General features: G+C 42.6%; 24 protein-coding genes. 14 read left to right on the top strand and 10 right to left on the bottom strand.

What is annotated here, in order from left to right; genetic code table 11:
• Window positions 1-163 precede the first annotated feature (163 nt).
• The 9 genes from BLU12_RS05365 (at window position 164) to hepT (ending at window position 12,074) form a co-directional block, all read left to right on the top strand.
• Entirely contained in the window at window positions 164-1,327 is a 1,164-nt protein-coding gene (locus tag BLU12_RS05365; protein ID WP_091461118.1) for a glycosyltransferase family 4 protein, read from the top strand.
• Between the two features lie 43 nt (window positions 1,328-1,370).
• On the top strand, window positions 1,371-2,864 hold the full coding sequence (murJ, locus tag BLU12_RS05360; RefSeq protein ID WP_091461116.1) for a murein biosynthesis integral membrane protein MurJ: 1,494 nt from the start codon (window positions 1,371-1,373) through the stop codon (window positions 2,862-2,864).
• Between the two features lie 336 nt (window positions 2,865-3,200).
• On the top strand, window positions 3,201-4,379 hold the full coding sequence (locus tag BLU12_RS05355) for a hypothetical protein (RefSeq protein ID WP_159428507.1): 1,179 nt from the start codon (window positions 3,201-3,203) through the stop codon (window positions 4,377-4,379).
• A gap of 8 nt (window positions 4,380-4,387) precedes the next feature.
• Window positions 4,388-5,461 (top strand): glycosyltransferase family 4 protein, encoded by a 1,074-nt coding sequence (locus BLU12_RS05350; RefSeq protein WP_200778719.1) that lies wholly within the window; start codon window positions 4,388-4,390, stop codon window positions 5,459-5,461.
• Window positions 5,427-6,572 carry a glycosyltransferase family 4 protein gene (locus BLU12_RS05345; protein ID WP_234945490.1) on the top strand — a complete coding sequence of 382 codons (1,146 nt, stop codon included), beginning with the start codon at window positions 5,427-5,429 and terminating at the stop codon, window positions 6,570-6,572. Before BLU12_RS05350 ends, BLU12_RS05345 begins: the two co-directional genes overlap by 35 nt.
• A 23-nt stretch (window positions 6,573-6,595) precedes the next feature.
• Window positions 6,596-8,068: an undecaprenyl-phosphate galactose phosphotransferase WbaP gene (gene wbaP, locus BLU12_RS05340; RefSeq protein WP_234945482.1), complete on the top strand. Its 1,473-nt coding sequence runs from the start codon at window positions 6,596-6,598 to the stop codon at window positions 8,066-8,068.
• A 21-nt stretch (window positions 8,069-8,089) separates the two neighbouring features.
• Window positions 8,090-9,493, top strand: a complete 1,404-nt coding sequence (locus tag BLU12_RS05335) for a mannose-1-phosphate guanylyltransferase/mannose-6-phosphate isomerase (protein ID WP_091461111.1) — start codon at window positions 8,090-8,092, stop codon at window positions 9,491-9,493.
• 5 nt (window positions 9,494-9,498) lie between these two features.
• Window positions 9,499-10,944 (top strand): phosphomannomutase/phosphoglucomutase, encoded by a 1,446-nt coding sequence (locus BLU12_RS05330; RefSeq protein WP_091461109.1) that lies wholly within the window; start codon window positions 9,499-9,501, stop codon window positions 10,942-10,944.
• Window positions 10,945-11,180: 236 nt separating this feature from the next.
• Window positions 11,181-12,074, top strand: a complete 894-nt coding sequence (hepT, locus tag BLU12_RS05325; protein WP_091461108.1) for a type VII toxin-antitoxin system HepT family RNase toxin — start codon at window positions 11,181-11,183, stop codon at window positions 12,072-12,074.
• Window positions 12,075-12,137: 63 nt separating this feature from the next.
• Here the strand turns inward: hepT and BLU12_RS05320 are convergent, their stop codons facing one another.
• Both BLU12_RS05320 and BLU12_RS05315 read right to left on the bottom strand, forming a co-directional pair.
• Window positions 12,138-13,166: a hypothetical protein gene (locus tag BLU12_RS05320; RefSeq protein WP_091461107.1), complete on the bottom strand. Its 1,029-nt coding sequence runs from the start codon at window positions 13,164-13,166 to the stop codon at window positions 12,138-12,140.
• 588 nt (window positions 13,167-13,754) lie between these two features.
• Entirely contained in the window at window positions 13,755-14,012 is a 258-nt protein-coding gene (locus BLU12_RS05315; RefSeq protein WP_091461105.1) for an AbrB/MazE/SpoVT family DNA-binding domain-containing protein, read from the bottom strand.
• Window positions 14,013-14,376: 364 nt separating this feature from the next.
• Here BLU12_RS05315 and BLU12_RS05310 point away from each other — a divergent pair, with 364 nt between their 5' ends.
• From BLU12_RS05310 to BLU12_RS05300, 3 genes are read left to right on the top strand one after another with little or no spacing between them, the layout of a single operon-like run.
• Complete coding sequence (locus BLU12_RS05310) at window positions 14,377-14,832, top strand: ABC transporter permease (protein ID WP_091461103.1); 456 nt, start codon at window positions 14,377-14,379, stop codon at window positions 14,830-14,832.
• A gap of 51 nt (window positions 14,833-14,883) precedes the next feature.
• Complete coding sequence (locus tag BLU12_RS05305; protein ID WP_091461102.1) at window positions 14,884-15,552, top strand: sugar transferase; 669 nt, start codon at window positions 14,884-14,886, stop codon at window positions 15,550-15,552.
• Complete coding sequence (locus tag BLU12_RS05300) at window positions 15,521-16,390, top strand: NAD-dependent epimerase/dehydratase family protein (protein WP_091461100.1); 870 nt, start codon at window positions 15,521-15,523, stop codon at window positions 16,388-16,390. Before BLU12_RS05305 ends, BLU12_RS05300 begins: the two co-directional genes overlap by 32 nt.
• Before the next feature lie 1,067 nt (window positions 16,391-17,457).
• Here BLU12_RS05300 and BLU12_RS05290 read toward each other — a convergent pair.
• From BLU12_RS05290 to BLU12_RS05255, 8 genes are all read right to left on the bottom strand, one after another.
• Entirely contained in the window at window positions 17,458-17,658 is a 201-nt protein-coding gene (locus BLU12_RS05290; protein WP_091461098.1) for a DUF433 domain-containing protein, read from the bottom strand.
• A gap of 111 nt (window positions 17,659-17,769) precedes the next feature.
• Complete coding sequence (locus tag BLU12_RS05285) at window positions 17,770-18,306, bottom strand: glycoside hydrolase family 108 protein (protein WP_091461096.1); 537 nt, start codon at window positions 18,304-18,306, stop codon at window positions 17,770-17,772.
• Between the two features lie 125 nt (window positions 18,307-18,431).
• The gene (locus tag BLU12_RS05280; protein WP_234945480.1) at window positions 18,432-18,584 is read right to left on the bottom strand and encodes a YvrJ family protein; all 153 of its coding nucleotides are present in this window, start codon (window positions 18,582-18,584) and stop codon (window positions 18,432-18,434) included.
• Between the two features lie 252 nt (window positions 18,585-18,836).
• Window positions 18,837-19,052 (bottom strand): DUF2922 domain-containing protein, encoded by a 216-nt coding sequence (locus BLU12_RS05275; RefSeq protein ID WP_091461095.1) that lies wholly within the window; start codon window positions 19,050-19,052, stop codon window positions 18,837-18,839.
• A 36-nt stretch (window positions 19,053-19,088) separates the two neighbouring features.
• Window positions 19,089-19,304: a DUF1659 domain-containing protein gene (locus BLU12_RS05270; protein ID WP_057940619.1), complete on the bottom strand. Its 216-nt coding sequence runs from the start codon at window positions 19,302-19,304 to the stop codon at window positions 19,089-19,091.
• A gap of 226 nt (window positions 19,305-19,530) precedes the next feature.
• Window positions 19,531-20,091, bottom strand: a complete 561-nt coding sequence (locus BLU12_RS05265; RefSeq protein ID WP_091461093.1) for a hypothetical protein — start codon at window positions 20,089-20,091, stop codon at window positions 19,531-19,533.
• 2 nt (window positions 20,092-20,093) lie between these two features.
• Entirely contained in the window at window positions 20,094-21,029 is a 936-nt protein-coding gene (locus tag BLU12_RS05260) for a helix-turn-helix domain-containing protein (RefSeq protein ID WP_091461092.1), read from the bottom strand.
• A 108-nt stretch (window positions 21,030-21,137) separates the two neighbouring features.
• Window positions 21,138-21,440, bottom strand: a complete 303-nt coding sequence (locus tag BLU12_RS05255; RefSeq protein ID WP_091461090.1) for a helix-turn-helix domain-containing protein — start codon at window positions 21,438-21,440, stop codon at window positions 21,138-21,140.
• A 300-nt stretch (window positions 21,441-21,740) separates the two neighbouring features.
• Here BLU12_RS05255 and BLU12_RS05250 point away from each other — a divergent pair, with 300 nt between their 5' ends.
• On the top strand, window positions 21,741-22,301 hold the full coding sequence (locus tag BLU12_RS05250; RefSeq protein WP_234945479.1) for a winged helix-turn-helix domain-containing protein: 561 nt from the start codon (window positions 21,741-21,743) through the stop codon (window positions 22,299-22,301).
• A gap of 157 nt (window positions 22,302-22,458) precedes the next feature.
• Window positions 22,459-23,757 (top strand): oligosaccharide flippase family protein, encoded by a 1,299-nt coding sequence (locus BLU12_RS05245; protein WP_200778717.1) that lies wholly within the window; start codon window positions 22,459-22,461, stop codon window positions 23,755-23,757.
• Window positions 23,758-23,803 lie beyond the last annotated feature (46 nt).

The following is a 23,803-nucleotide window of genomic DNA, read 5'->3' as shown; positions in this document are numbered from 1 at the left end:
ATTTTTTCACCCCAATTTAGTAATAAGAACAATTGAGAATTAAAGCGTGTCGTGTCTTTTACGTTGTATTGGTGTATAAAACTGCCAAATATATTATATTTATTAGTGTTCGAGGTCAAGTTACAAATGACCCTAATAAATTGAAGATTGGTGAGGTGTTGTCGTGAAGATCGCCTTTGACTGCTCTCCGCTGCTAAAGAAAAAAACAGGCATTGGATGGTATTGTTATCATTTGTTGGAAGAGTTTATTAATATCCCAGAAGATGAGTTTTCATTGTTTTCTTTTAGTCTAAAATCTAGGAAGCCCGATCTACCGCTTGGGTGGAAAGAAAGGCCAAAAACGCATTATCATTTTTATGCTCCTTTGCCTAAGGTTTCTCTCTTGCTCTTATCTAAGTGCTTTGGTGAGAAAGTTTCTCGACCACTGATGGCCGCGGTAGATGTGGCTCATTTTACCAATTTTACAGCCTTTCCAATTAGAGGAGCCAAAACAGTTTCGACCGTTCACGATCTAGCCTTTCTTCGATTCCCAAGAACAATAGAACTCAAAAGCTATATCACATTAAAAGCTTGTCTGCGATTTTCTTTGGATATTGCAGATCGGATTATCGTTCCGTCATTTAGCACTAAAAAAGATATTGTTGATTTTTATAAGTATCCTGAAAAAAAAATAGTAGTTATACCCCTCGGCGTGAATCATGATATTTATAGACCTATAGCAGATATACATTCGTTAAATGCTTTCAAGCAAAAACATTCATTAGGACGATATATCTTATTCTTGGGAACGTTGGAGCCGAGAAAAAACACGGCTAGATTGCTCGATGCTTACTCGATCTTGTGTAAAAAGATGGGAGTGGAACAGGCACCGGATTTGATCTTTGGGGGAGGAAGGGGATGGAAAAATAAAGCCTTTGAAGTGAAATATCAAAATCTCGACAAACCCATCAGAAACAAGATCCGCTTTCTGGGATATTTGCCTCAAGAAGAATTGCCCTTCCTGTATTCGGGAGCTGACGTTTTTGTCTTTCCTTCTCTATGGGAGGGATTCGGTTTGCCTCCCCTTGAGGCTATGGCCTGTGGCACACCTGTTGTGACATCCAACGTTTCTTCTTTACCTGAGGTCGTAGGAGATGCTGCTATTTTAGTAGACCCAAACTCTGCTGAGGAAATTGCTGATGCTATATACCAAATATTAATTGACGAACATTTGGCATTAAGTTTGAGATCCGCGGGTTTAACACAAGCAGCAAAGTTTACGTGGAGTAATACAGCTCTGCAAACTTATAAAGTATACGAAAGCACGGTAAAGGGTTCATATGTTTGATTTTATTAAAACCCATGTCCCGTCGCTATAGGAGGTTGCGTTTTTGTTTAGGGCATTTTTAGTGCTTTCTTCTGGTAGTGTTATTGGTAAATTCATTGGTTTTTTAAGAGAAATTCTAATGGCAGCACTTTTTGGCACGGGAACTTATGTGGCAGCCTATCGCGTTGCACAAACCGCTATGCTCATGCCGATAGAATTTTTTTTGACGAATAGCTTGGAAGCCGGTTTTGTCCCGCTATATGTCAGGTATGCTAAAGAAGATCCAAAAAAGGCTAGGGCTTTTTTAACCGTTACTGTGATGCTCTTTCTGTTGCTTGCAGGGATCATTTTTTTGTTTCTTTACTTGGGATCTTCTTGGTGGGTTAAGACACTGGCTCCAGGTATGGATGATACAAGCAAAGCCTTAACGGCTTCCATGCTTCACGTCATGGCATTGGCTGTTCCTTTATATATACTGGGAATGCTTATGGCCTATCTGGAAATGGCCCATGATAGGTATTTGACTGCTTCTTTACGTTCTACCATACAAAGCGTTGGATTAATTTCTGGTTCACTACTTGCGATTTACTTTAAAAATCCCTTATTTTTAGCCTGGGGGTTTGTTTTTGCATACTTATTTTATTTACTGTGGCTTTTATCTAGTTTATATAATCTTGGTTTGTTGCATTTTAAAGCAACCTTGTCACGACACTTGGCAATAGAAACTTTTAGGGCCTTTTGGAAGAGTGTACGACCTGTCCTTATCGTTCCCCTTTTGATTCAGGGGAATATAGCAATTGAAAGGATCGTTGCATCCTTAATTGGGAGTACGGCTATCGCTGCCGTTGATTACGCAAAATTTGTCACGGAAACTGGAGTGATTTTAGTTGCTGCGCCTTTGGGCATGGTGGGACTATCTGCTTTAAGTGGTTTGGACCCAGATTTAGTTCGCCAAAAGGTGGGACAGATAGCTAATATCGTTTTGATTTTTATGATTCCGATTTCCCTTTTCATAGCATGCAACAATGTTGATATTGTTCATATCCTATACGCTAGAGGAGCATTTGATCAAGAATCAGTAGAAGTAACTTCAGAGATATTGCTAGGCTTTTCGATAGGCATGTGGGCTCAAGTGTTATCGTATTATTTTATAAGAGTGTTGAATTCACAGTTGCGAAATACAGAAGTGCTAATATATACTAGCATTTCAATATTGGTTGATGTAGGAATAAAGCTATTATTATATAAAAACTTTGGTCCTGTGGTTTTGGGATTGGGCCTTAGTGTAAATTTTATAGTTTTATGGTTATTTACAACATATGCTTTAAACTTATATAAAGAGTTAAAGGACACTTTTTTATCACTAACGGTAGGTTCCCTATTCTACATTGTAACATATATATTTATTAGTCAAAAGCTTATTGGACTTTCGCATATTGTTCATTTTATTTCTATAGCTACTATATCTTGCTTATATTGGATATTTTATGTATTATTACAACCGCGTTTAAGAAAATATGTCTATTTGCTAATTGGAAGTTTACATGATCTATTTTGATATATTGTATTTGTTTTGTGAGGTGTTAATATAATGAATATATCTATTAATATTACCTATATTGGATACTTGATTATTCCACTAGCCTTTATTGTATTGATATTCAAGCCCCAGTATTTGATTACTCTGTTAATATCAGTATCAGTGTTACATGCATCTTCTGTGTTGAATGGATCTATCAATAATTTTCAATATGGCTTATCTCCATATTACTTCATAGCTATATGTATATTGTTAAGATTATTAAATATATTACTTAGTCACCGTAATTTACTGGTTATCAATTCCAATATGAAATATTTTACATATATACTTTTAGTATTTTGGATGTGGTCTGTGATATCTGCTTTTTTGTTACCATATTTGTTCCAAGGGGTGGAAGTATATAATCCTAGATTGGGACTTGATTTACAATATAAACATCATGCAACCCTTGAGTGGACTTTTAGTAATTTAGCGCAAGCAATTTACTTAACCTTAAACATGGCTGTTATAATATATGCTTTTCTTATTGATGAAAACCGTTCTCTTTACTATGTTACAATTGGTATAAAAATAGCCATCATAATAGTGTGCTTTTTGGGCATATGGCAAGTATTATCCTCATATTTGATTCTCCAATTTCCATATAATATATTTAATAATAATATTTCTTATTATCAGGGATATAATCAGTACATTGGGCCCATTCGGCGGCTTGTAAGTTCTTTTTCAGAACCATCATTTGCTGGAGCTTATTTGGCATCAATTGAAGTAGGTTTGTTGTCAGTGTATTTGATAAATTCGTTAAGTATAAATAAGCAAATTTTCTTACTTATATTACCGCTTGTAATATTTTATTTATTAATATGGACATTTTCTACGACGGGTTATTTAAGCTTACTGATTGGAAATATTATATTGCTATTCAAATATAAACCTTTCCATAGAAGTCGAAAGAGCATATACACTAAAAAATGGCATAATTACTTCATTGGTGTTATTATTATTATATTTATAAGTATTCTTTGCATTACAATTTCCTATAAACATTCAAATATTAATGTTGACGATATCCATACTGGCTATACACTAAATGAAGGTATTTTTTCTGTTATTGGCAAACTGTTTTCTTCAGCTTTAATTAAAGATACAGAATCTGATTCTTTTGTCCATAGAACTGCTGCCGATATCTATGCCATAAAAATTTTCGTATCTACTTATGGCCTAGGAGCTGGTTTGGGGTCGAATCGTTCTTCTAGTTTAATAACTACACTTTTAAGCACAATCGGAATCATAGGTGTTACATCATTCATTATGCTAATATATAGCGTTATCAGAGGAATAATAAAGATACATTGTGATAAATATAGTAATATATGTAAATATACTTATTGGTCTCTCTTGACTTTGTTAATAGCTCATTGTATCTCAATCCCTGACATTAGTTTTCCTCCCTTGTGGACATCTATAATTACTTATGTAACAATCGACAAATGTTATTATCATAACACAATAAATAAAATTTTGAGGTGATGACTTTTTTGAACAAGATTTGTATAAATACTCGGGTACTTTCCTCGTCTTTGTCAGGGGTTCAAAGATATACTCTAGAATTACTGGATAGACTGCAAAGCGAATTACAACCTATTGCACCTAAGAAACCCTTGCACGGAATTGCTGGCCATATTTGGGAACAGTTTGTCTTACCTACAAGATTAAAGGGGAATTTGCTTTTTAGTCCATCCAATACAGGACCACTAATAGTGGAGAGACAAGTTGTAACAATTCACGATATTACACCGTTAGATCACCCCGAGTGGCTGAATCCTATGTTTGCAAGATGGTATCAATTTTTGATCCCTCGTTTGGTTCATAAGGCGCAAAAGGTCATTGCTGTATCTGAGTTTACAAAAAGTAGGATTTGTGATGTTGCATCATTGAAACCTAATAAAGTTATTGTCATTTACAATGGCATAGATGAACGTTTTCGACCTAAATCTTTTGAGGAAATAGACCAAGTTAAGGATGCACTCGGAATTGCAGATTTTAGATATATTCTTACAGTGGCGACCATTGAGCCTCGAAAAAACCTGCAGAGGTTACTTGAAGCATGGAGCACTATATGCTCGCGTTTGCCTCGAGACGTTTGGTTAGTGGTGGCCGGAGCTAAAGGAAAGGATATAATTTTTAAAAACACTTCGCTTGATAAACTACCTCCAAAAGTGTGCATGCCCGGATATGTTCCAGACGAATATCTTCCTACATTATATTCTGGTGCTATTGCATTAGTATACGTATCTTTGTATGAAGGCTTTGGCCTTCCCCCTCTTGAGGCAATGGCCTGTGGTACGCCGGTGTTGACATCTAACGTGACATCTATTCCGGAGGTAGTCGGTGATGCTGCACTAACTGTTGATCCCTATGATATAGATGCAATAGCTGAAGGCATTAAGCGTCTGGTGGAAGATAACAATTTGCGAAAAGAGCTGTCGCAAAAGGGCCTTGCTCGTGCTAAGCTATTTAGTTGGGATAGAACTGCAGAAGTTACATGGAGTGTGCTCAAGGAAGCTGCAACTTGTGATGGTCAGTTTGGAGGGAACATACACATTGATTAAAGTTGCCATTGTTCATGATTGGCTTGTCACGTATGCAGGAGCAGAACGGTTGCTAGAAGAGATCATAAATTGCTTTCCCGAGGCGGATCTTTTCGCCATTGTGGACTTTGTTCCACAGAATGAACGAGGCTTTTTAAAGGATAAGGCTGTGAAGACATCTTTTATACAAAAGCTTCCCCTTGCCAAAAAGAAATACAGGGCTTACCTGCCCTTTATGCCTTTGGCGGTGGAGCAGTTTGACCTTTCAGGCTACAATATAGTCATCTCAAGCTCACATGCCGTGGCAAAGGGCGCCATAACCGGGCCCGATCAGCTTCATATAAGTTATGTCCACTCTCCAATGCGGTATGCCTGGGATCTTCAGCATCAGTATTTAAAAGAGACAGGCCTTGATCGCGGCTTGAAGGGTTGGCTTGCAAAAAGAGAGCTTCATAAGCTTCGGATGTGGGATTTGAGGACTGCCAATGGAGTCGATCATTTTCTCGCCAATTCCCGCTTCATCGCTAGAAGGATTTGGAAGGTATACCGCAGGGAAGCGACGGTAATATATCCTCCTGTTGATATAGATTCCTTCACGCTCTGCGAACAAAAAGAGGACTTTTTCCTAACTGCTTCTCGCATGGTTCCCTACAAGAAGATTGACCTGATAGCTAACGCATTTTCTCTCATGCCTGATAAACGCCTTTACATCATAGGTGACGGCCCGGATTTCGATAAGGTAAAATCTAAATCGGGGGCAAACGTCGAACTTTTGGGATATCAACCCTTTGAGGTGCTTAGAGATTACATGCAGCGAGCCAAAGCCTTTGTCTTTGCAGCCGAGGAGGACTTCGGCATCGTGCCCATAGAAGCACAAGCCTGCGGCACACCCGTTATAGCTTACGGCAAAGGCGGTGCGCTTGAGAGTGTAACCGAAGGCGAGACAGGCCTATTTTTTGACGCTCAAACCACACCAAGCATCATCGAAGCGGTACATAGGTTTGAAGATATGAAGGATAGCTTTATTCCTGCAAAGATACGAGAAAAGTCCCTGCGTTTTTCAAAGGATCGCTTTAAAAGGGAGTTTATGAGCTTTGTTAACGATGCCTGGAAGAAGTTTAAGTCCCAATGATTATGAAAAAGGGGGCTGTGATGTTGCAAGATGTCGATATCGAAGCAATAGCTGATTATAAAATAAGCGACAAAATGTCTTTGGCTGAATCCTGGATCATGTCCGGGTTTTACTGCTTAAGCGACCTTGCGGCGATATTTTTTGCCGTGTTGCTTGCATATTTTTTGAGAAAATGGGCACCAGAATTCATACTTCCGCCAAGCGCACTTGTGACTAGAGCTTACATCGAGCTGTGGCCGGCAATTTTTTTGTTTGCACTGGCATATCTAGTCTCAGGGCTTTATCCCGGCGTTGGCATTACGGCCGTCGAGGAGCTGCGCCGGACATGTATCGCGACATCTATGGTTTTTACCATACTTTCCGTTTGGATATTTCTTTCGCGTGTTGGTTTCATCTATTCCCGTGCCATATTTTTCATCGCTTGGGTTCTGGCCCTTTTATTTGTGCCCTTAGCACGAGCAGTTGTTCGATATCTTTTTGGCGATAAAAGCTGGTGGGGAGTTTCTGCTGTCGTTATGGGTGCCGCCAAGACCGGAGCTGAAATCGTTAAGATATTAAAAAATACGAAAGCACTGGGCATAAAGCCCATGGCAATCTTAGATGACGACGTCGAAAAACACGGCAAATATATTGAAGGCGTGACAGTGATGGGAAGCTTGGAGCTTGCCCCCCATCTTGCCAAACAGTGCAATATAAGATGGGCGATAATGGCCATGCCGGGTTTAGACAGGGAAAGGTTGCTTCAAGTTTGGGAAGAAAACGCCTCGTATTTTCACCATGTCATCTACATCCCCGACCTTTTTGGCTTTGCAAGCCTTGGCGTCTTGCCGAGGGACTTTGGAGGCATATTGGGCTTGGAGGTGCGCCAGCAGCTTTTGCGTTTAGGCCCAAAAATTGCCAAGGCCATTGTGGATGCGATCGTAGCGGCAGTTGCCCTTGTGGTTTCTGCACTTCTTATACCTTTTATTGCACTGTTTATAAAGCTCGATTCAAAGGGCCCCGTGTTTTACAGGCAAACGAGATACGGCAAAGACGGCAAGCCCTTCAAAGCATGGAAGTTCAGGACCATGGTCGAAAATGCCGATGTCGTTTTAAAAGAATATTTAGCAAGGCATCCGGAGCTTAAGGAAGAGTGGGACAGAGACCAAAAATTGCGAGACGACCCACGAGTGACCCGCGTCGGCAAGTTCTTAAGAAAGACAAGCCTTGACGAATTGCCTCAGATCTTTAACGTCATCAAAGGAGAGATGAGCGTAGTGGGCCCAAGGCCAATCGTTCAAAATGAGATAGAAAAATACGGAAAATACTATTCCCTTTATACTAAAGTTAAGCCTGGAATAACTGGATTGTGGCAAGTGTCGGGACGCAACGATGTCTCTTATGAAGAGCGTGTCGCATTGGACGCGTACTACGTCCGCAACTGGTCCGTATGGCTTGATCTTTACATCCTTGCCCGCACCGTTCCGGTAGCCCTTTTTGGCAAGGGCGCCTACTAGCTTTGGAGGTGGTCACAACAAATGAATAATCTTTATATCTTGATCCTCGCCGGCGGAAGCGGCACTCGCCTGTGGCCTTGGTCGCGGGAGGAGCTGCCCAAGCAGTTTTTGTCCCTGGCAGGCGAAGAAAGCCTGTTTCAGCAAACGGTGAGAAGAATGACAAAGATAGCGCAGCCTTCCAACCTTTATATCGTCGCTTCTGACCAGTGCAGCGCACTTTTACGCCATCAGATGAAGACGGTCGTAAAGTTCGACCACGATCCCATAATAGCAGAACCAATGGCAAAAAATACCTGCCCTGCCATTGCTCTTGGGCTGGCATATTTGCTAAAAAGTGGCGCAGACCCTGAAGACCTGATCTTCGTATCGCCGAGCGACCACATAGTAAAAGACGACGAGGCCTTTAAGGAGGCCATAAATTCGGGACGCCAGGCAGCCAGTGAGGGTCATATAGTTGTATTTGGCGTTAAGCCCACCAGGGCCGATACGGGCTTTGGCTACATAGAGATAGACGAAGAAAGGTCCAAGGGGCTACCTTATAAGATCGTTTCCAGGTTCGTCGAAAAGCCCGACGAGGAAAAAGCTAAAACATACCTTGAAAGAGGAAATTACCTCTGGAACGGTGGGTTTTTTCTGTTTAAGGCAAAAAGGATGATGGAAGCCTTAAAAAGCGACATCCCACAAATAGGCGAGCCTGCCTCTGAAGGTTACAAAAGCTTAATTTCAAGCTTTGAAGACCTGCCTTCAATTTCCATAGACTACGCCGTCATGGAAAAGGAAAAAGACGTTGCAGTAGTGCCCTTAGATTGCGGCTGGTCTGATATTGGCTCCTGGGACGCCTTGTATGAGACCATGGAAAAAGATGAAGGCGGAAACGTCAAAAAAGGAGACGTTCACACCATAGGCGGCAAAAACAACTTGATATACGCAAACGGCCGTCTGGTCGTAGGCCTTGACGTAAATGACTTGATCATAGCGGATACTCCGGATGCCTTGCTCGTCGCAAAAAGAGGCTCTTCTCAGGCCGTCCGTGACGTCGTAAATTACCTGAAAGATCAGGGCCGCCGCGAGACCACCGAGGCACCAATAAACGCCCGACCCTGGGGGACGTATCAGATACTGCACCAGGGAGACAGGTTTAAGATAAAACACATCGTCATAAATCCGGGCTCCAGGCTCAGCCTGCAGTATCACCATCACAGGACCGAGCACTGGGTAGTGGTGCGGGGCACAGCCCTAGCTGTCGTTGGAGGCAAAGAAATTTACGTACACGAAGGAGAAAGTACCTTTATACCCAAAAGCACGCCCCATCGCCTGGTAAACCCCGGCAAGATCCCACTTGAAATAATCGAGGTCCAAAATGGCGAATACGTCGGTGAGGACGACATAATTAGGATAGAAGACGACTACAAAAGGACGGAGTGACGCTGATGACTAAAGACCTATCCCAAGTGCTATCTGCAGTAATACGGGAATACGACATCAGGGGGATTGTAGGTGAGGAGCTAACCCCAAAGCTTTCTTACTACCTCGGCAGGGCCTACGCGGATTACGCAAGATTAAAATGTCACCGTATATACGACGAAACCACTGTGGCCGTGGGCCACGACTGCCGCACGGCCTCATTTAGCCTGGCAAAAGCTTTATGCCATGGCCTTTCGGATGGAGGGCTTCATCCTTTGTACTTGGGCATGGTGACCACCCCTATCGTATATTACGCAACTTGTGCTTTAGATGTGGCCGGCGGCATAGCCGTGACGGGAAGCCATAACCCGCCGGAATACGACGGCTTTAAGATATGTCTGGGAAGCGACACCCTTTATGGCGAGGAACTTAAAAAACTTGGCGAGCTTGCCCTGCGATACGAAAAGGCCGCTCCGGGACTGGCGCCTGAAATATCAGAAGAAGACATAGTAACGTCATATAAAAAGGAACTTCTGTCGCGTACAGATGGGAAGGTAATAGCACGGGCGACGCCAAAGGTCGTCATCGACGGAGGAAACGGCACAGCCGGGCCTATCGCGAAAGATGTGCTCGAATCGCTGGGCTGTGAAGTCCTTGGATTATATATAAAGCCTGATGGCAGCTTTCCCAACCATCACCCTGACCCCACAGTCGAAGATACCTTGAAGGACCTAAAGAATGAAGTCGTAAGCAGGAAGGCAGATTTCGGCATTGCCTTCGACGGCGACGGCGACAGGATAGGCGTAGTCGACGAAAAGGGCAACGTCGTTCGAGGCGATAAATTGCTTTACCTTTACGCAAAAAAGATACTTGAGCAAAACCCGGGCGCCGTCATCATAGGAGAGGTCAAATGCTCCAAGGCAGTGTTTGAGGCCATAGAAAGGGCCGGAGGGAAACCTTTGATGTGGAAGACGGGCCATTCCCTCATAAAGGCGAAGATGAAAGAAACCGGTGCGCTCCTTGCCGGGGAGATGAGCGGACACATGTTCTTTGCAGACCGTTACTTCGGCTATGATGACGCCATATACGCCGCCTGTAGGTTGGTTGAATGCTTTGCCTATGCAAAGCTTGGCGACCCAAGCGTCACCTTTTCGAGATTATTTGCTGATCTTCCTGCGACTTTTGCGACCCCCGAAATTCGCATAGCCTGTCCTGACGACGAAAAGGAAGGCGTAGTTAGCCAAGTTCGAGAGGCCATATCCGCCTGGCCCGACGTGCAGGAGGTCATAACCATCGACGGCGTTCGAGCTCACTTGAACGACGGTTGGGTCTTGGTGCGCGCCTCAAACACGCAGCCCGTGTTGGTAGTGCGCTGTGAATCCTACATTTCCAGTGAGCATTGCGATATGCTAAAATACAAGACATTAAACCAGATAGGACAAATCATCAAACCTCGAGGGTCAGATCTTTAATCTTGAATTTTTTAGCTAATATCAAACCTCGAGGGTCAGGTCTTTAATCTTGAATTTTTTAGCTAATGTTTTGAAATGCAAGATATAGGTTCTTTAGAGTACCAATATTCAAGATTAAAGGTGTGGACACAATAAGGCTCCGTCGGATCTCATGCCTGTCTTATACTATCGACGTAGACCAAGACACCATCACGAAGGTTGCTCGGCGATCATAATTTAAAAAAGGAGTTAAACAAATGCGCTTGAGCGAAAGACCGCTTGATTTTGATTTCATATTAAAACAGCTTCAAAGGGCCCCGGATGCGCTAATGCCCTACAGGAAAGAGGTTGCAGCCCTGCTTTTGTTCGGCTCTGCGAGTCGAGATGAGGTCACGCCTTTGAGCGATATCGACCTGGCAGTTTTGTACCGTGAAGGTTTAAGCGAATGGGAAATGTTTAAGATTCATTCAAATCTTTACCTCGATCTCTCTCGGCTGATGCACACGGATGACTTTGACTTAGTAAATCTAAGTGTTGCACCGTTAACCCTGCAATTTAGCGCAATAGAAGATAAAGTCATCCTGGTCCTTTACGATCCTCAAGCCTTGGTAGATTTTCAGGCTAAGGTTTTGGGCGCTTACCTAGACTTTTATCCGATTCTGCGGGAGTATTACAAGAGACTCATAGGTGATTCGGAGGAGCCTTCAATGGATATTAAATTAATGAACCAAATTGAATTGTTACAGGAATACATAAGTCGCCTTGAAAAGATTCGACAAAAGCCTATAGAGGAATATCTAAAAGATGAAACTTTACAGGCAGCGACGGAACGTTACTTACAAATCGCAATCGAGACGTGTATAAACATAGGCAATCGTTTGCTTTCATTGCATCAGTTTAAGGGCAATTTTAAGGCGCCAAAGACCTATGCAGATATCTTCAAAACACTTGCCTCGCTAAATGTCATCCCTAAAGGTTTTGCCGACAAACTGGCTCGTATATGCGCAATGCGCAACATCATCGTCCATGTATATTGGGAAGTTGATAGCAAGCTAGTTTACCGTACAATCCACTATGAATTGGACGATTTCAGCAAATTTCTTTCGTATGTAATGGCCTTTCTAAATAAGTTGGAGGAACAGAAAGGCTGATCCTTTCGATTGCGGGGCCTACCGTTCATTTAGTGGTTTTATAATGGTAGACACCAAATATTTTTACAAATCACTTGTTTTTTCAGCTCTCAATAGCTTTTCCACCGATGTGTACCTTTGCCTTTGTACAAACGCAGTCGGTGCACCGTTTTTGTCTACACTATCATTCGGGATTTCTTTATTAATACAAATTGTTTCTTCTTCTTCGGGACCTGTTAATAATAATACTTTGTGACTTTCTCCTACATTATACAAGCTCGAACCAATTGACTTTTTAACAACTTCTTTCATTTTTTCGCCGAATTTTTCTTCGTCACTCTGACTCCAATCATTGGACAATACTTCGAAATTGCCTTCTTCCCAAAATACCACTTCATTTACTGCTTTCAGAATTTTGGGAACCTTTCGCATAATTTTGCCCCTGTTGTAAAACGCGATGTATGTTGTTTTTTGAAAAGTCCGATTTGGCTGACAGACGTAAGACGAAGTCTTTAAATAATGAGACCAGGCAAACCTCGCAGGAACGATCAAAACCTTGAGCTGACTTATGGGAACGATCAAAACCTTGGGCTGACTTAAAAGATTCTCATGATCTAGGAACATTTGGAAATTTTTCAGCAAAAAGGCGTCCTTTTCAGAAATTACCTCAGAACCGTTTTCAAAGAAGTTATCGATAATATGATTTATCTGGTTAAACGAACACCACACTACTCTAGGGTCTTCTTTCGATATATTTTCCACAACACCAGGACACGTTGGGTCTGGAGTTAATATAACTAGGTATGCATTTTTTCTATCTTCTAGTTGTTTTTGATGCTTCCTGATTTGATCTTCATCCACGGCATTTTGTTGTAGTTTCGTCTCGATTAGTATCTTAAAATCCCCAGATATCATTGCATCTGGTACTGAGTGGTTCTGTTGTCTCTTGCTAGCAGGCTGGTTGGTGAATCTAATCAATTCCACCTCATCGCCAATCATTGCCCCAATTATTTGTTGCATCAAATTCAAAGATAAAGAACTTAACACCGCAAGGAATGTTGATGTTACCCTATTCTCGTTTTGTGAATATGTTGAAAACAAACACGGTGACATCGCTTTACCTCCCTCCGTTTTTTTACTACCACTCTTCTAAGCTTCTAAGGAACCTCTGAGCAAAGCCTACTGAAAGAAGCAGCAGCAAGCACAATAAAGTGATTAAGCTTGAAGTGATCTTTTTTGGCTATGCTAAAATGGCAATAGTGCTCACGTAAAAGTGAGCCACCTTTGGTCCAGTTTTATGTTAGCGTTTACACGTCGGTCCGCTTCCTTCCGAGCCTGTATCTCAAGGTGCTTTCGTCCACGTCAAAGGTGGAAGCGATGTTTCTGACGCTCTGGTTTCTTGAAAGCTCTTCCACGCATATGATGTGATGCTCCTCCAACTCCGGACCATTTTAATGATACCAAATAACAGATAGTCAGGCATAGCCATATTTTTAGGCTATGCATTTTATCTGACATAGGGCATCTTTCAGATCCTGCCTTTACAAAACACCTCCAGCTGAGAGTGGATAGTACCCCAGACCTTAAGACGATAACACTAACTTGTGATCTGCGAATATATTCTCCATCATTTCATTTATTTGCGGATTAGGAAACAAAAGCAACGATACAGGCACTTTTGTATCCAACATAATTCTCATGCTATTTTTCCTTTCTTTCGCGGCGAAGTTCTTTTATCATGGCGACTACGTCGCTTTCGTCATTTAATCCAACGCGTTGAGCCTCACCGGCAAAAGCAGCCTGTGTCTTCCTTAGGGCCTCCATCGATGCATTAAGAATGTATACCTTTCCTGCTTCCTCGACAAATAAGATCTTGTCGCCCTCCTTGACCCCCAATTTGCGGCGTATATCGATAGGAATGGTAATCTGCCCCTTTGAGGTGATCTTTGCGATCTCCATATCTTATCCCTCTCTTCTGATTAATGAAATCCTTACTTTCCTTACATTCATAGTATACTCAAACTGGACGGAAACAATAGTCCGATCCTCTGCTTTTCCCACATCAAGTGTCTTTATTGCCTTCATGGAAAGCCTGGTTAAAAGAGAGGATATTAATTATTGATTGAAAAGGAAGGCAAAGATGTTTATAGCAAAATTGTTTATGGCAAAATAAACATGGACAAAGGGGTGTAGAATAAATAAAGGTAACTTAATCTTCAGTCTAAATTAGGTCATTAGCATTTACATACAAAAACAGTTAAGCATTTTGGCAGCATCGTTAAGCTGTTAAACTAAAATTCAAGATTAAAGATCCGACCCCGCAATATATTGGCTTTTATTTAAAACCAAAACAGGGTTGGTGATTCGCTCGACGGGCGCTAATCCCGAGGCTGTGGACGCAGCTGGCATAAACGTTGATTCCGTTAGGTTTAAGGCAGTGTTGTGTTCCAGCATTCTATGTGGCTTGGCTGGCGCATTTTACTCGATAGGGTTTTTAGGATTATTTACTGGGGATATAATTGGCGGTAGGGGATGGATCGCCTTTGCGATATGTTTCCTTGGAAACTGGAACCCGATAGGCGATGCCATCGGCGGGCTGATCTTCAGCTTAGCCGACGCTTTTTCTATCGTAATACAGACATGGGGCTTCAAAGCCATCCCAAACGAATTTATAATCGCCATACCATACATCCTAACTATATTAGCGACGATATCGAGAAAGGAATTCAGGGTTCCCGAATATCTTGGTGTACCCTATATTAAGGAAGGAAGAAGATGAGTGCGCAGAGCAATATAGTTGACAATATACAAAACGTTGGGTGGATAAACCATGTATAGAAAATATATTAAAAGAATCATTGACTTTATACTTTCATTCATTGCAATAGTCATCTTTTCGCCGTTTTTATTATTAATAGCCATTTTAATAAAACTTGATTCTGAGGGTCCTGTTTTATTCAAGCAAAAACGAATAGGTATGCACAAAACTCATTTCTATATGCTTAAATTCAGAACGATGAGGATAGATTCCCCAAAGGACGTGCCGACACATTTATTGGAAAATCCGGATCAATGGATCACAAGGATGGGTAAAATTTTAAGGAAAACTAGTTTAGATGAATTACCACAGCTATTCAACATTATAAAAGGTGAGATGAGCATTATAGGGCCTAGGCCCGCATTGTGGAATCAGTATGATCTGATAGCTGAAAGGGATAAATATGGAGCTAATGACGTTAGGCCTGGTCTTACTGGATGGGCACAGGTTAACGGCAGAGATGAACTACCAATTGAAGTAAAAGCCAGATATGATGGCGAATATGTGCAAAAAATGAGTTTCATGTTCGACTTAAAATGTTTGTTAAAGACAGTTGTATCGGTCATAAAAGGAGAAGGGGTTGTTGAGGGAGGGACTAAAACATTATCAAATAACTCTTATTACAATAATGTGAAAAGGAGTTATTCTAATGAAAAAGATATTAATAACCGGGGCAAATAGTTATATTGGGAATTCTTTTAAGGAATGGTTAAAACAATTTCCAAATGATTATTTAGTGGAATCTATAAGCGTTAGAGATGATTCTTGGAAAGAAAAGTGTTTCATGGGATATGATGCCGTATTACATCTTGCTGCGATTGTTCATGTAAAACAAAAAGCTGTTGATAAGTATTTTGAAGTAAATAGAGATTTATCTGTGAAGATTGCAGAGAAGGCAAAGAGTGAAGGAGTCAAACAATTTATATTTTTAAGTACTATGGCAGTCTATGGTTGTGAAACTGGATATATTACTTCAAAAACTCCTCCAATACCTAAAACCCCTTATGCGAAATCAAAATATGAAGCAGAAAAATTGTTACTTGATATAGAAGATGATGACTTTAAAATAGCCATATTAAGACCACCAATTGTTTACGGAAAGGGATGTAAAGGGAATTATCCACGATTATCCATTTTAGTTAATAAATTGCCTATTTTCCCTGATGTTGAAAGCATGAGGAGTATGTTATTCATAAATAATTTATCTGAATTTCTGCGCATAGTTGTGGATAATCGTTTGAATGGAATACTATTTCCTCAAAATAGGGATTATGTTAATATTACTGAGCTAGCCAGACTTATTAACTTGGCACATGGTAAAAATATTCAAGTTACAAAGCTATTTAATTGGTCTATTGCGATCGGGTTAAGGTTTTCAAAAACATTTCAAAAAATATTTGGGAATTTAATATATGATAAGTCACTTTCAGGAGGCCCTGAAAGTATGGTTAATGGGATACCTATGAATTATGAAACAACATCATTTGAAGGATCTATAATGCTCACTGAAGCTTCGTAATCTTATAAGCAAATACCCGAGGGTTAGATACTGTATTGCCTGTCAAGGGCTAAAGGATAGTAACCCTTTACTATAGCTTTGTTTGTCGAAACACATCTCGGGAGGGAATCCTCGAGGAGCCTCGAGGGTCGGGTCTTTAATCTTGAATTTTAAGCTAATGTTTTAAAATGCAAGATACAGGTTCTTTAAAGTACCAATATTCAAAATTAAAGATGCGAACACAATAAGGCTCTGTCTGATCTCATGCCTGTTCTACACTCTCGACGATGACCAAGATGCTATGCAGTAGTGGATACCAAAAGAACTTGGAGGCGAAAAAATCATGCCGTCTCTGGCAGAGAAGCTGATAAAACAAGGAAAAAAAGAGGGGCAGAAAGGGGCAAAATAGAAGGCGAAAAAAAGAGGCGAAACTAAAGGTACAATCAAAGGAAAACAAGATCTGCTTATAAAACTGTTGCGCCGAAAATACGGCTTGTCATTTTCTCACGAAAAGATGATCCGCTCCGTCGGAGGCGAATCCAAACTCGATGCCGCGGCCGAAGCCGTGTTTGACGCTACGTCCAAAGACGAGGTATTTAAAATATTAAGGTCTACTGATGTGTAACCGTGCCGTTGCCTTTAAATTTCTAAGCGCCCCATGAAGCTTCCTGCAATAGGCGCTGATATTGGCAACAAAAGTTATTTGGTTAGATTGAATATTCACATTTAATAATAGGGTGACAGCTCCAGGTAATTAGGTTAAAATAATAGCAGACGGAGGTGTGGCTCATGGTCGGTCATTCTGTAAAAGGAATTGACCCGACCTCAAAATGCCGCCTCCGTCTTATTATATAAACCCATCGGTGTCAGCTAGCCAAAAATTCATCCTTGAGATCATCGCATCCTGAGATATCGTGTGTTGGATTACTAAAGCATATTTCAAGATTAAAGATCCCACCCCAAATATTTTTACATAAAATTGAGCGGACAAAAAATAACCCCCTTTGGATTTAACGTTGAGGGCTTTCCTCAACATCCGCCGGGGGAGAAAACCTTACTCGCACAGGCCTCAGCCTGCAATTATTAGTTTAGCAAGGGTCTATCATTATAAAGGAGTTAGCAAAACGGATACAGGCTAGGATGTCCTCCTTGGTCAAACAGGGATAATAATTTTTTATAATTTCATCTGGTGTAACTCCATCGCCCAAAAGTTCCAAAACCAGATGAATCGGGATTCTAGTGCCCTCTATAACCGGTTTTCCAAAACATATTTTAGGACCAGCGACGATCCGATCCGCTCAAAGCGGGGCCTACCGCTTATATATTGATCATATAAACGGCAGGCCCCAAAGCCAACAGGTGCGGCTAAATAAATTTCTTCCTTATATATATTATATATATCATCCCACAGCGCAGCTCCAAAGCCGGGCTAGGCGGTTGAGCCAGCCGTGCAGGAAGACCCGCCTGTCGGGGTTTCGGGCGACGATGTCGTTGTAGTATTTCGTGCGTCGCCAAAGCAGGGCGGATAAAATTTTGGTCTTAGGCAGCGCATGCTCCCAGGCAGCCTGCATGGTCTTTTGACCAAAGATGCCGTCGACGGCCAGGTTTTCGCCCAGCATATTAAGAGCCTCCTGCAGGAACTTCACGCCCTGCCTGACTCCGCAGTTGACGCACCCGTCAAATACGGCTAGATCGACGGGGCGGGGGATGTGGTCGCATCCTGCGGGTTTCCAGTAAAATTTTTCGTATATCTCAAGCGCTTGTTCTTTTGTAAGGTTTATTACGTCCTCGGGAAGCCTGGCGTCTTTTAACCTCGCTCGTGCCGAGGTCAGGGTGGCGGCAGTGATGCCGAAGTTTGTCCTACCGCCGGGGTCTTTCGGGTTGTCTACGAACCCTCCTTCTACCTTCAAAATATAATCTGCAACCTTTTCTCTCATGAGATCTCCTTTCGTTATATTAATCTATATTTATGCGCCGTGATCAGCGCTTGCGTATTTTTAGTTACGGTCAAAAACCTTGCAAAAGCCTTGAAAGTCTGCAAAATTTCAAATTAGCCCTGCAATTACACCTCGCCGAAGTATTTTGCCACGCCCTTTTCGAGGTTGTTTATCGCTATTGCCAGCTCGTCGAGTCGCTTTTCCATGCGGATCAGCAGGTATGCTGCCACCGCGATGGAAAAGGTCGTCTGAAGAGTGGACGTCAGAAATTCCTCCAAAAATTTCCCTCCCTTCGCTTAAATTAAAAAAGCTAAAGCCCCTTCGGGTATCTTTAAAGCAACCCTTTTGACTTTTTCCATGTCTGCCTCACAAGCTGCACGCCCGCAAAGACCCGCCCGCAAACTGCAACGCAGCGCACTTTGCCGGCAAACCCCTGGGGCTTTGACTTATACCTTAAAAGTCAGCCTAAAAAGCCCCCTAATCTTTCCGTCTAAAGGCCGCCTCAAGGGGCAGCCTTTAGACATCTATATTTACACCAGCTGAGTGGTGTCGGTCTCTACGAGCTCGGCCTTGACGATCCCCGTTGGGGGAATGCCGAATATGCTGTTGTCAACTATTGTCTGCATGACCGTTTCCACTTCCTCAGGAAGCAGTCCTTCTTTTACGTCGGACAAAGACAAAGTCCACGGGCCATCTTCCGTCTCAAAGGTCATCCTAAGCCTTCTGGTCATTTTCGGCTCCAACATGTATCACCTCCTTTTCGTCATAATTTGTTAAATTGCCTAACCGACCCTATCGGTATCTACCTTCTGCGCTTCGACCAGATTGTAGGGCAAAAGCCCGGCGATCGCCTGCGCCACCGTCAACACGTCGGTAGCGTCGGCGGAGTAATCAACGCCTGCGATGGATTTGCTCTTTAGCTTGGGCTTTCCCCATTCGTCTGCTCCTACCTGAAGCCTCAGGGTCAGACGGCTTGCTATCGGTTGATAAGCTGCCATATCTTTTCCTCCTTTCTTTTCGTGATGTATCTACTATAAAGTAGGCCCTACAATTTCACAATACGCATAGCTAAAGGAATATTATAAATTTTTTAGGCCATCTAAGTCGCCGAAGCGCCTGAACGCCTGAAAACAGTAAAGCCTTCCTGCAAGATCAAACACATCGCTCCAACGGAGCAGTCAAAAGCCACACAACATATTCGACCCGCCGACGTACAGGCGAAACCTAAAGGACCCTGCGAAGCCCCCGCGCCTGCCCTGCCGGCACCTCGAGCGTCATCCTTGCTATGTCCTCGGGCCCGGCCTTGTAGGGCAGCCCTCTGTTTCCCATTAAATAGGGCTTTACGTCGCAGGCGTCGACGTTTATCTTGAGGGCAAAGACATACCAAAAGATAAAATCCTTCATCGGCCATCTCTTCTTTTCTCCGACGGCCCAGGCGACGTGCGCCCATCCGCCCATCCGCTCGATGGCGTAGTGGATGCGGTAGTCGGCGAATTTAACAGGTCCCTCGGCGCCCGTCCTTCGGATGGCCTCCAAAACGTCGCACCAGGCCATCGTCGCCTGATCTTCATCCGTGCCGTAGAGGGCCTTGAACACCTCGGCAGGAGCGGGGAAAAAGCTCCCCCAGCGAATGTGCCTTCTGACGCCCTCGGCAAAGCTTTCAAGGGATAATTCCCTGCAGGCCTCGAAGAAAAGCTCCGCCCGATTTTTTGACAACCTGGTCCCGTAAAGCTCGGCAACCTCCTTAAGTAAGCTGAAAAAGCCCTCGAAATCCCTGCTTTCCATGGCTAGGCCGCCTCCCTCGATTTTATATTGAAAATCAGATCACGAACGTATTTCTGATCTTCCTCCGTCAAGTCTGCGATCTTCATTCTTTGTTCCACGATCTGTTCCCAGGTTCCGCCCCTTTCAAAGAAGCCTTCCTTTACCTTTCGGATGTTTTTTGTAAGCAATATCCAGAAGACGCCCGGCCTCCAGTTGACGTCGTTATCCCCCGACAAAAAGGGGCTTTTGGCGATGCCGTCGAAGTAGTCGTCCCACCCCTGGGCGGTATAAAGCTCGTCGTGCACTAAGGCGGCAACCCTCATCCACATACAGTTTGCTTCGTCTAGTGTGGGAGGATTTTGGTCGGGAAAGTGCCGCTTAAAGGACTCGACCACTTCTTCATAGGGAGGATGCTTCATCTCCCGCTCTAAGGGGGGCGTATTTTGATTTTTATAAAAAGAAGGTGAAGGGGGTTCGCTGGCTCTTCCCGGATAAAGGGCAGGTTTCCGGGAGTCCTGGGGTTTTTCTGCGACTGCATCGCACTGCGGAAGTTCCCCTGAATCTTGTTCTTTAGATCTAGTTATATTGGATATAGTTATGTGGCCGTCCTGCGACCCGGGGTGGGTTTTTTGGAGACCCCCCTCTGCGCTTGAGGAAACCCGGGTGCGGTTTTCTCGCGGCAGGAGGGTGTATAGATTGCTTCGCTGTTTGCCGTCGAGCACCCTGCTGTCCACCCTCAGGTAATTTAACCCTTTTAGGTTGTCCAGCGATTTGCGAAGGCGGGAGCGGCCGCATCCCACCAGGGCGGCGAGGGTGTTTTGGCTGGGGAAGCACTTTCCCTCTCTGTCGGCGAATTTGCAAAGCGCCACGTATGTCATCTTGTCAAAGACGTCTAGATTTTTATCGGTGATTACACAGAAGTCTACCATCACAAAAGCACCATTTTTAGATGAGCTCATTTGTAAAACCTCCCTATAATGTGTTTTAACGTGTAAATAGTTAAAAAAAGGTAGCGTGAGATGTACCTCACGCTACCTAAAACCGCCGGGCCAAGCCCGGATCATTCTTTAGGACTTATCGCCCTCCTTGCCTTTCTTCTTTTCGTCATCCCCCTTCTTCTTATTTTTTGAGTTCTTATCTTTGGATGAAAACTTATCGAATATGTCGCTGATGCTTATGTCACAGTTCAACACGCGGCACAACCTAAACATAAGAGAAAGAGAAGGAATGCGAAGCCCGTTTTCGATACGGGAAAGCTGGCCCTGAGAAATATGAGCATAGCGACATACATCGGCCTGGGCAAGGTTAAGCTCCTTTCGCCTTCGCCTCACCAAATCACCGATGACCTCGCTCAAAAATTCAAACTCCATGAGCCCACCTCCTTTCCAATTATTTTGTCCTCCTGATTGGACTTTTAATTGTGCTAGTGCGCACAAGAAAAATATTTACCACAGGCTGGACAAAAATGCAACCCCAAATTGAAATATAAATTACATAATTCCTTCCAGGAATATTTAGTTATTACATAAATAATAAGTCTTATTAATATTCGACCATTAGCGTAAAAAACAAAAAAAGAAAAAAAGTGCCAAGGGAGGGAATTTAAAGATCACCACTTGACAGGCTAATTTCCGAGTAGTATTTTTACTCATAAATAACTATGTGTGCAGGTGAATTCATTGGCCATAAAGCTTGATTCTTTAATAACCTCTCAAACGAGGGTAAAGCTGCTTTTAAGGTTTTTCTTAAACCCAGAAAGTAAATCGTACCTTCGAGAGCTTGCAGAGGAGTTCGGCGAATCGACCAATTCCGTGCGGGTAGAGCTAAATAGGCTCACTGAAGCAGGGCTTTTAAATTCCTTCGACGAAGGCAGGACAAAAGTTTATCGGGCAAACACCAACCACCCCCTTTTTCCCGAGATACACAGCATGGTGCGTAAATTCACAGGGATTGACCAGCTCATCCCCCAAGTATTGTCAAAGCTTGGCGACATACATTCGGCCTACATCGTGGGCGACTACGCAAGGGGGATGGATTCGGGTATAATTGACCTCGTCTTAGTAGGCAAAGTCGACAAAGCTTACCTGCAAAATTTAATAGACAAGGTCGAACCCATGCTTCACCGAAAAATACGCTGCCTGTCTTTAAGCGAAGACGAGCTTGAAAAGTACAAAGCCACCCTTAAGCTTGAAGAGGCAATAGAGCTGTGGAGCAGCGGCAGGGGTGAGTGAGGGTGGGGTGAGTGATTCAAGATCAAAGATGTGATCTCACCCTAAATTTTTCAGAGTGGGGTGAGAGTAATTAAATAAAAAATGCAAAAAGAGAGATATATGAGAGAGCGTATTCAAGATGAATTGGAATAAAATATTATTTTGGAGGCTCTAAATTGTGGATGCAAAATCGCAACAAACTACCATGATTAAGTCTTTGTCGCTTCGCGATAATTTTATCTGGACCTTTATCGGCAATGTAGTTTATTCGGGTTGTCAATGGTGTATGTTAATAATCGTGGCAAAAGTTGGCAATCCTTACATGGTAGGCGAATTTTCCTTAGGGTTAGCGATAACGGCCCCCGTGATTATGTTAACCAATTTACAGCTAAGGGGTGTTCAGGCAACTGATGCAAAACGTGAATATCAATTTTGCGATTATTTAGCATTAAGGTTAACTACCACCATGTTAGCATTTATTATTATAATTTTTATTATCGCCATGTCTAAATACAAATTAAGCACAGCAATGGTGGTAGCTGCGGTTGGATTAGCGAAATGTTTTGAATCCATCAGTGATGTTTTCTATGGGTTATTGCAACAACATGAGCGCATGGATCGTATAGCTATATCAATGATGATTAAGGGACCTCTCTCATTAGTTAGTTTGGGTGTGGCAGTATATTTAACTGGCAGTGTATTTTGGGGTGCTCTTGCGCTTGGGGCTGCTTGGGCTATTGTCCTTTTAAGTTATGATATCCATAATGGAGCGATGGTTTTAGGCGAAAAAGAAAAATGCGGAATGTGGTTGCAAAGTTTAATAAAAATAAGGCCGAGATGGGATATAAAAACTCTTTACCGTCTTGCCTGGTTAGCTTTACCTCTTGGAGTGGTGATGATGCTTATTTCACTCAATGCCAATATACCCCGTTATTTTATACAGCATTATAAGGGTGAATATTGGCTAGGAATTTATTCTGCTATGGCTTATTTGATGGTAGCAGGAAGAACAGTTATTGGAGCTTTAGGGCAGTCGGCGAGTCCAAGGTTGGCAAAATATTATGCATCTCAAGATAGCGTTTCATATAACAAGCTTTTTTACAAGCTGCTTGGAATTGGAGCCATCATTGGCGTTATCGGTATATTGGTTGCTGTTTTGGGCGGGGAAATGTTGCTTTCTTTGATTTATACTCCAGAGTATGCCCAAGAGACAAATGTTTTTGTATTATTAATGGTAGCAGCGGCTTTAAGTTATATGGCATCATTTGCGGGTTATGGCATGACCGCAGCCAGGTATTTTAGATCACAGTTGCCGTTATTTGTTATAGTAACCATTATTACAACAATAGCTGCGGCATTGTTAATCCCAAAACTTGGACTTATAGGAGCTGCGTTAGCAGTTATCTTAAGCAACTTCGCCCAGCTAATAGGTAGTATGTATATTGTTGGTTTGGCTGTACGAAGTTTAAAAAAATAATATAACTGTTGAGTAAAATGGGTATGCTAGGTTATATAGTTAGAGG

It is taken from the genome of Acetomicrobium thermoterrenum DSM 13490 (genome assembly GCF_900107215.1).
In the GTDB taxonomy this organism is placed as follows: domain Bacteria; phylum Synergistota; class Synergistia; order Synergistales; family Acetomicrobiaceae; genus Acetomicrobium; species Acetomicrobium thermoterrenum.
The sequence above is the reverse complement of the archived record's forward strand: the minus strand, read 5'-3'. Positions and strand labels throughout refer to the sequence as shown.

Bases quoted from the DNA above. Each gene is read 5' to 3' on its own strand.
- BLU12_RS05345 (WP_234945490.1), top strand. From the start codon at position 5,427: ATGGTCAGTTTGGAGGGAACATACACATTGATTAAAGTTGCCATTGTT.
- BLU12_RS05335 (WP_091461111.1), top strand. From the start codon at position 8,090: ATGAATAATCTTTATATCTTGATCCTCGCCGGCGGAAGCGGCACTCGC.
- BLU12_RS05330 (WP_091461109.1), top strand. From the start codon at position 9,499: ATGACTAAAGACCTATCCCAAGTGCTATCTGCAGTAATACGGGAATAC.
- hepT (WP_091461108.1), top strand. From the start codon at position 11,181: ATGCGCTTGAGCGAAAGACCGCTTGATTTTGATTTCATATTAAAACAG.
- BLU12_RS05320 (WP_091461107.1), bottom strand. From the start codon at position 13,166: ATGTCACCGTGTTTGTTTTCAACATATTCACAAAACGAGAATAGGGTA.
- BLU12_RS05315 (WP_091461105.1), bottom strand. From the start codon at position 14,012: ATGGAGATCGCAAAGATCACCTCAAAGGGGCAGATTACCATTCCTATC.
- BLU12_RS05305 (WP_091461102.1), top strand. From the start codon at position 14,884: ATGTATAGAAAATATATTAAAAGAATCATTGACTTTATACTTTCATTC.
- BLU12_RS05300 (WP_091461100.1), top strand. From the start codon at position 15,521: ATGAAAAAGATATTAATAACCGGGGCAAATAGTTATATTGGGAATTCT.
- BLU12_RS05285 (WP_091461096.1), bottom strand. From the start codon at position 18,306: ATGAGAGAAAAGGTTGCAGATTATATTTTGAAGGTAGAAGGAGGGTTC.
- BLU12_RS05275 (WP_091461095.1), bottom strand. From the start codon at position 19,052: ATGTTGGAGCCGAAAATGACCAGAAGGCTTAGGATGACCTTTGAGACG.
- BLU12_RS05270 (WP_057940619.1), bottom strand. From the start codon at position 19,304: ATGGCAGCTTATCAACCGATAGCAAGCCGTCTGACCCTGAGGCTTCAG.
- BLU12_RS05265 (WP_091461093.1), bottom strand. From the start codon at position 20,091: ATGGAAAGCAGGGATTTCGAGGGCTTTTTCAGCTTACTTAAGGAGGTT.
- BLU12_RS05260 (WP_091461092.1), bottom strand. From the start codon at position 21,029: ATGAGCTCATCTAAAAATGGTGCTTTTGTGATGGTAGACTTCTGTGTA.
- BLU12_RS05255 (WP_091461090.1), bottom strand. From the start codon at position 21,440: ATGGAGTTTGAATTTTTGAGCGAGGTCATCGGTGATTTGGTGAGGCGA.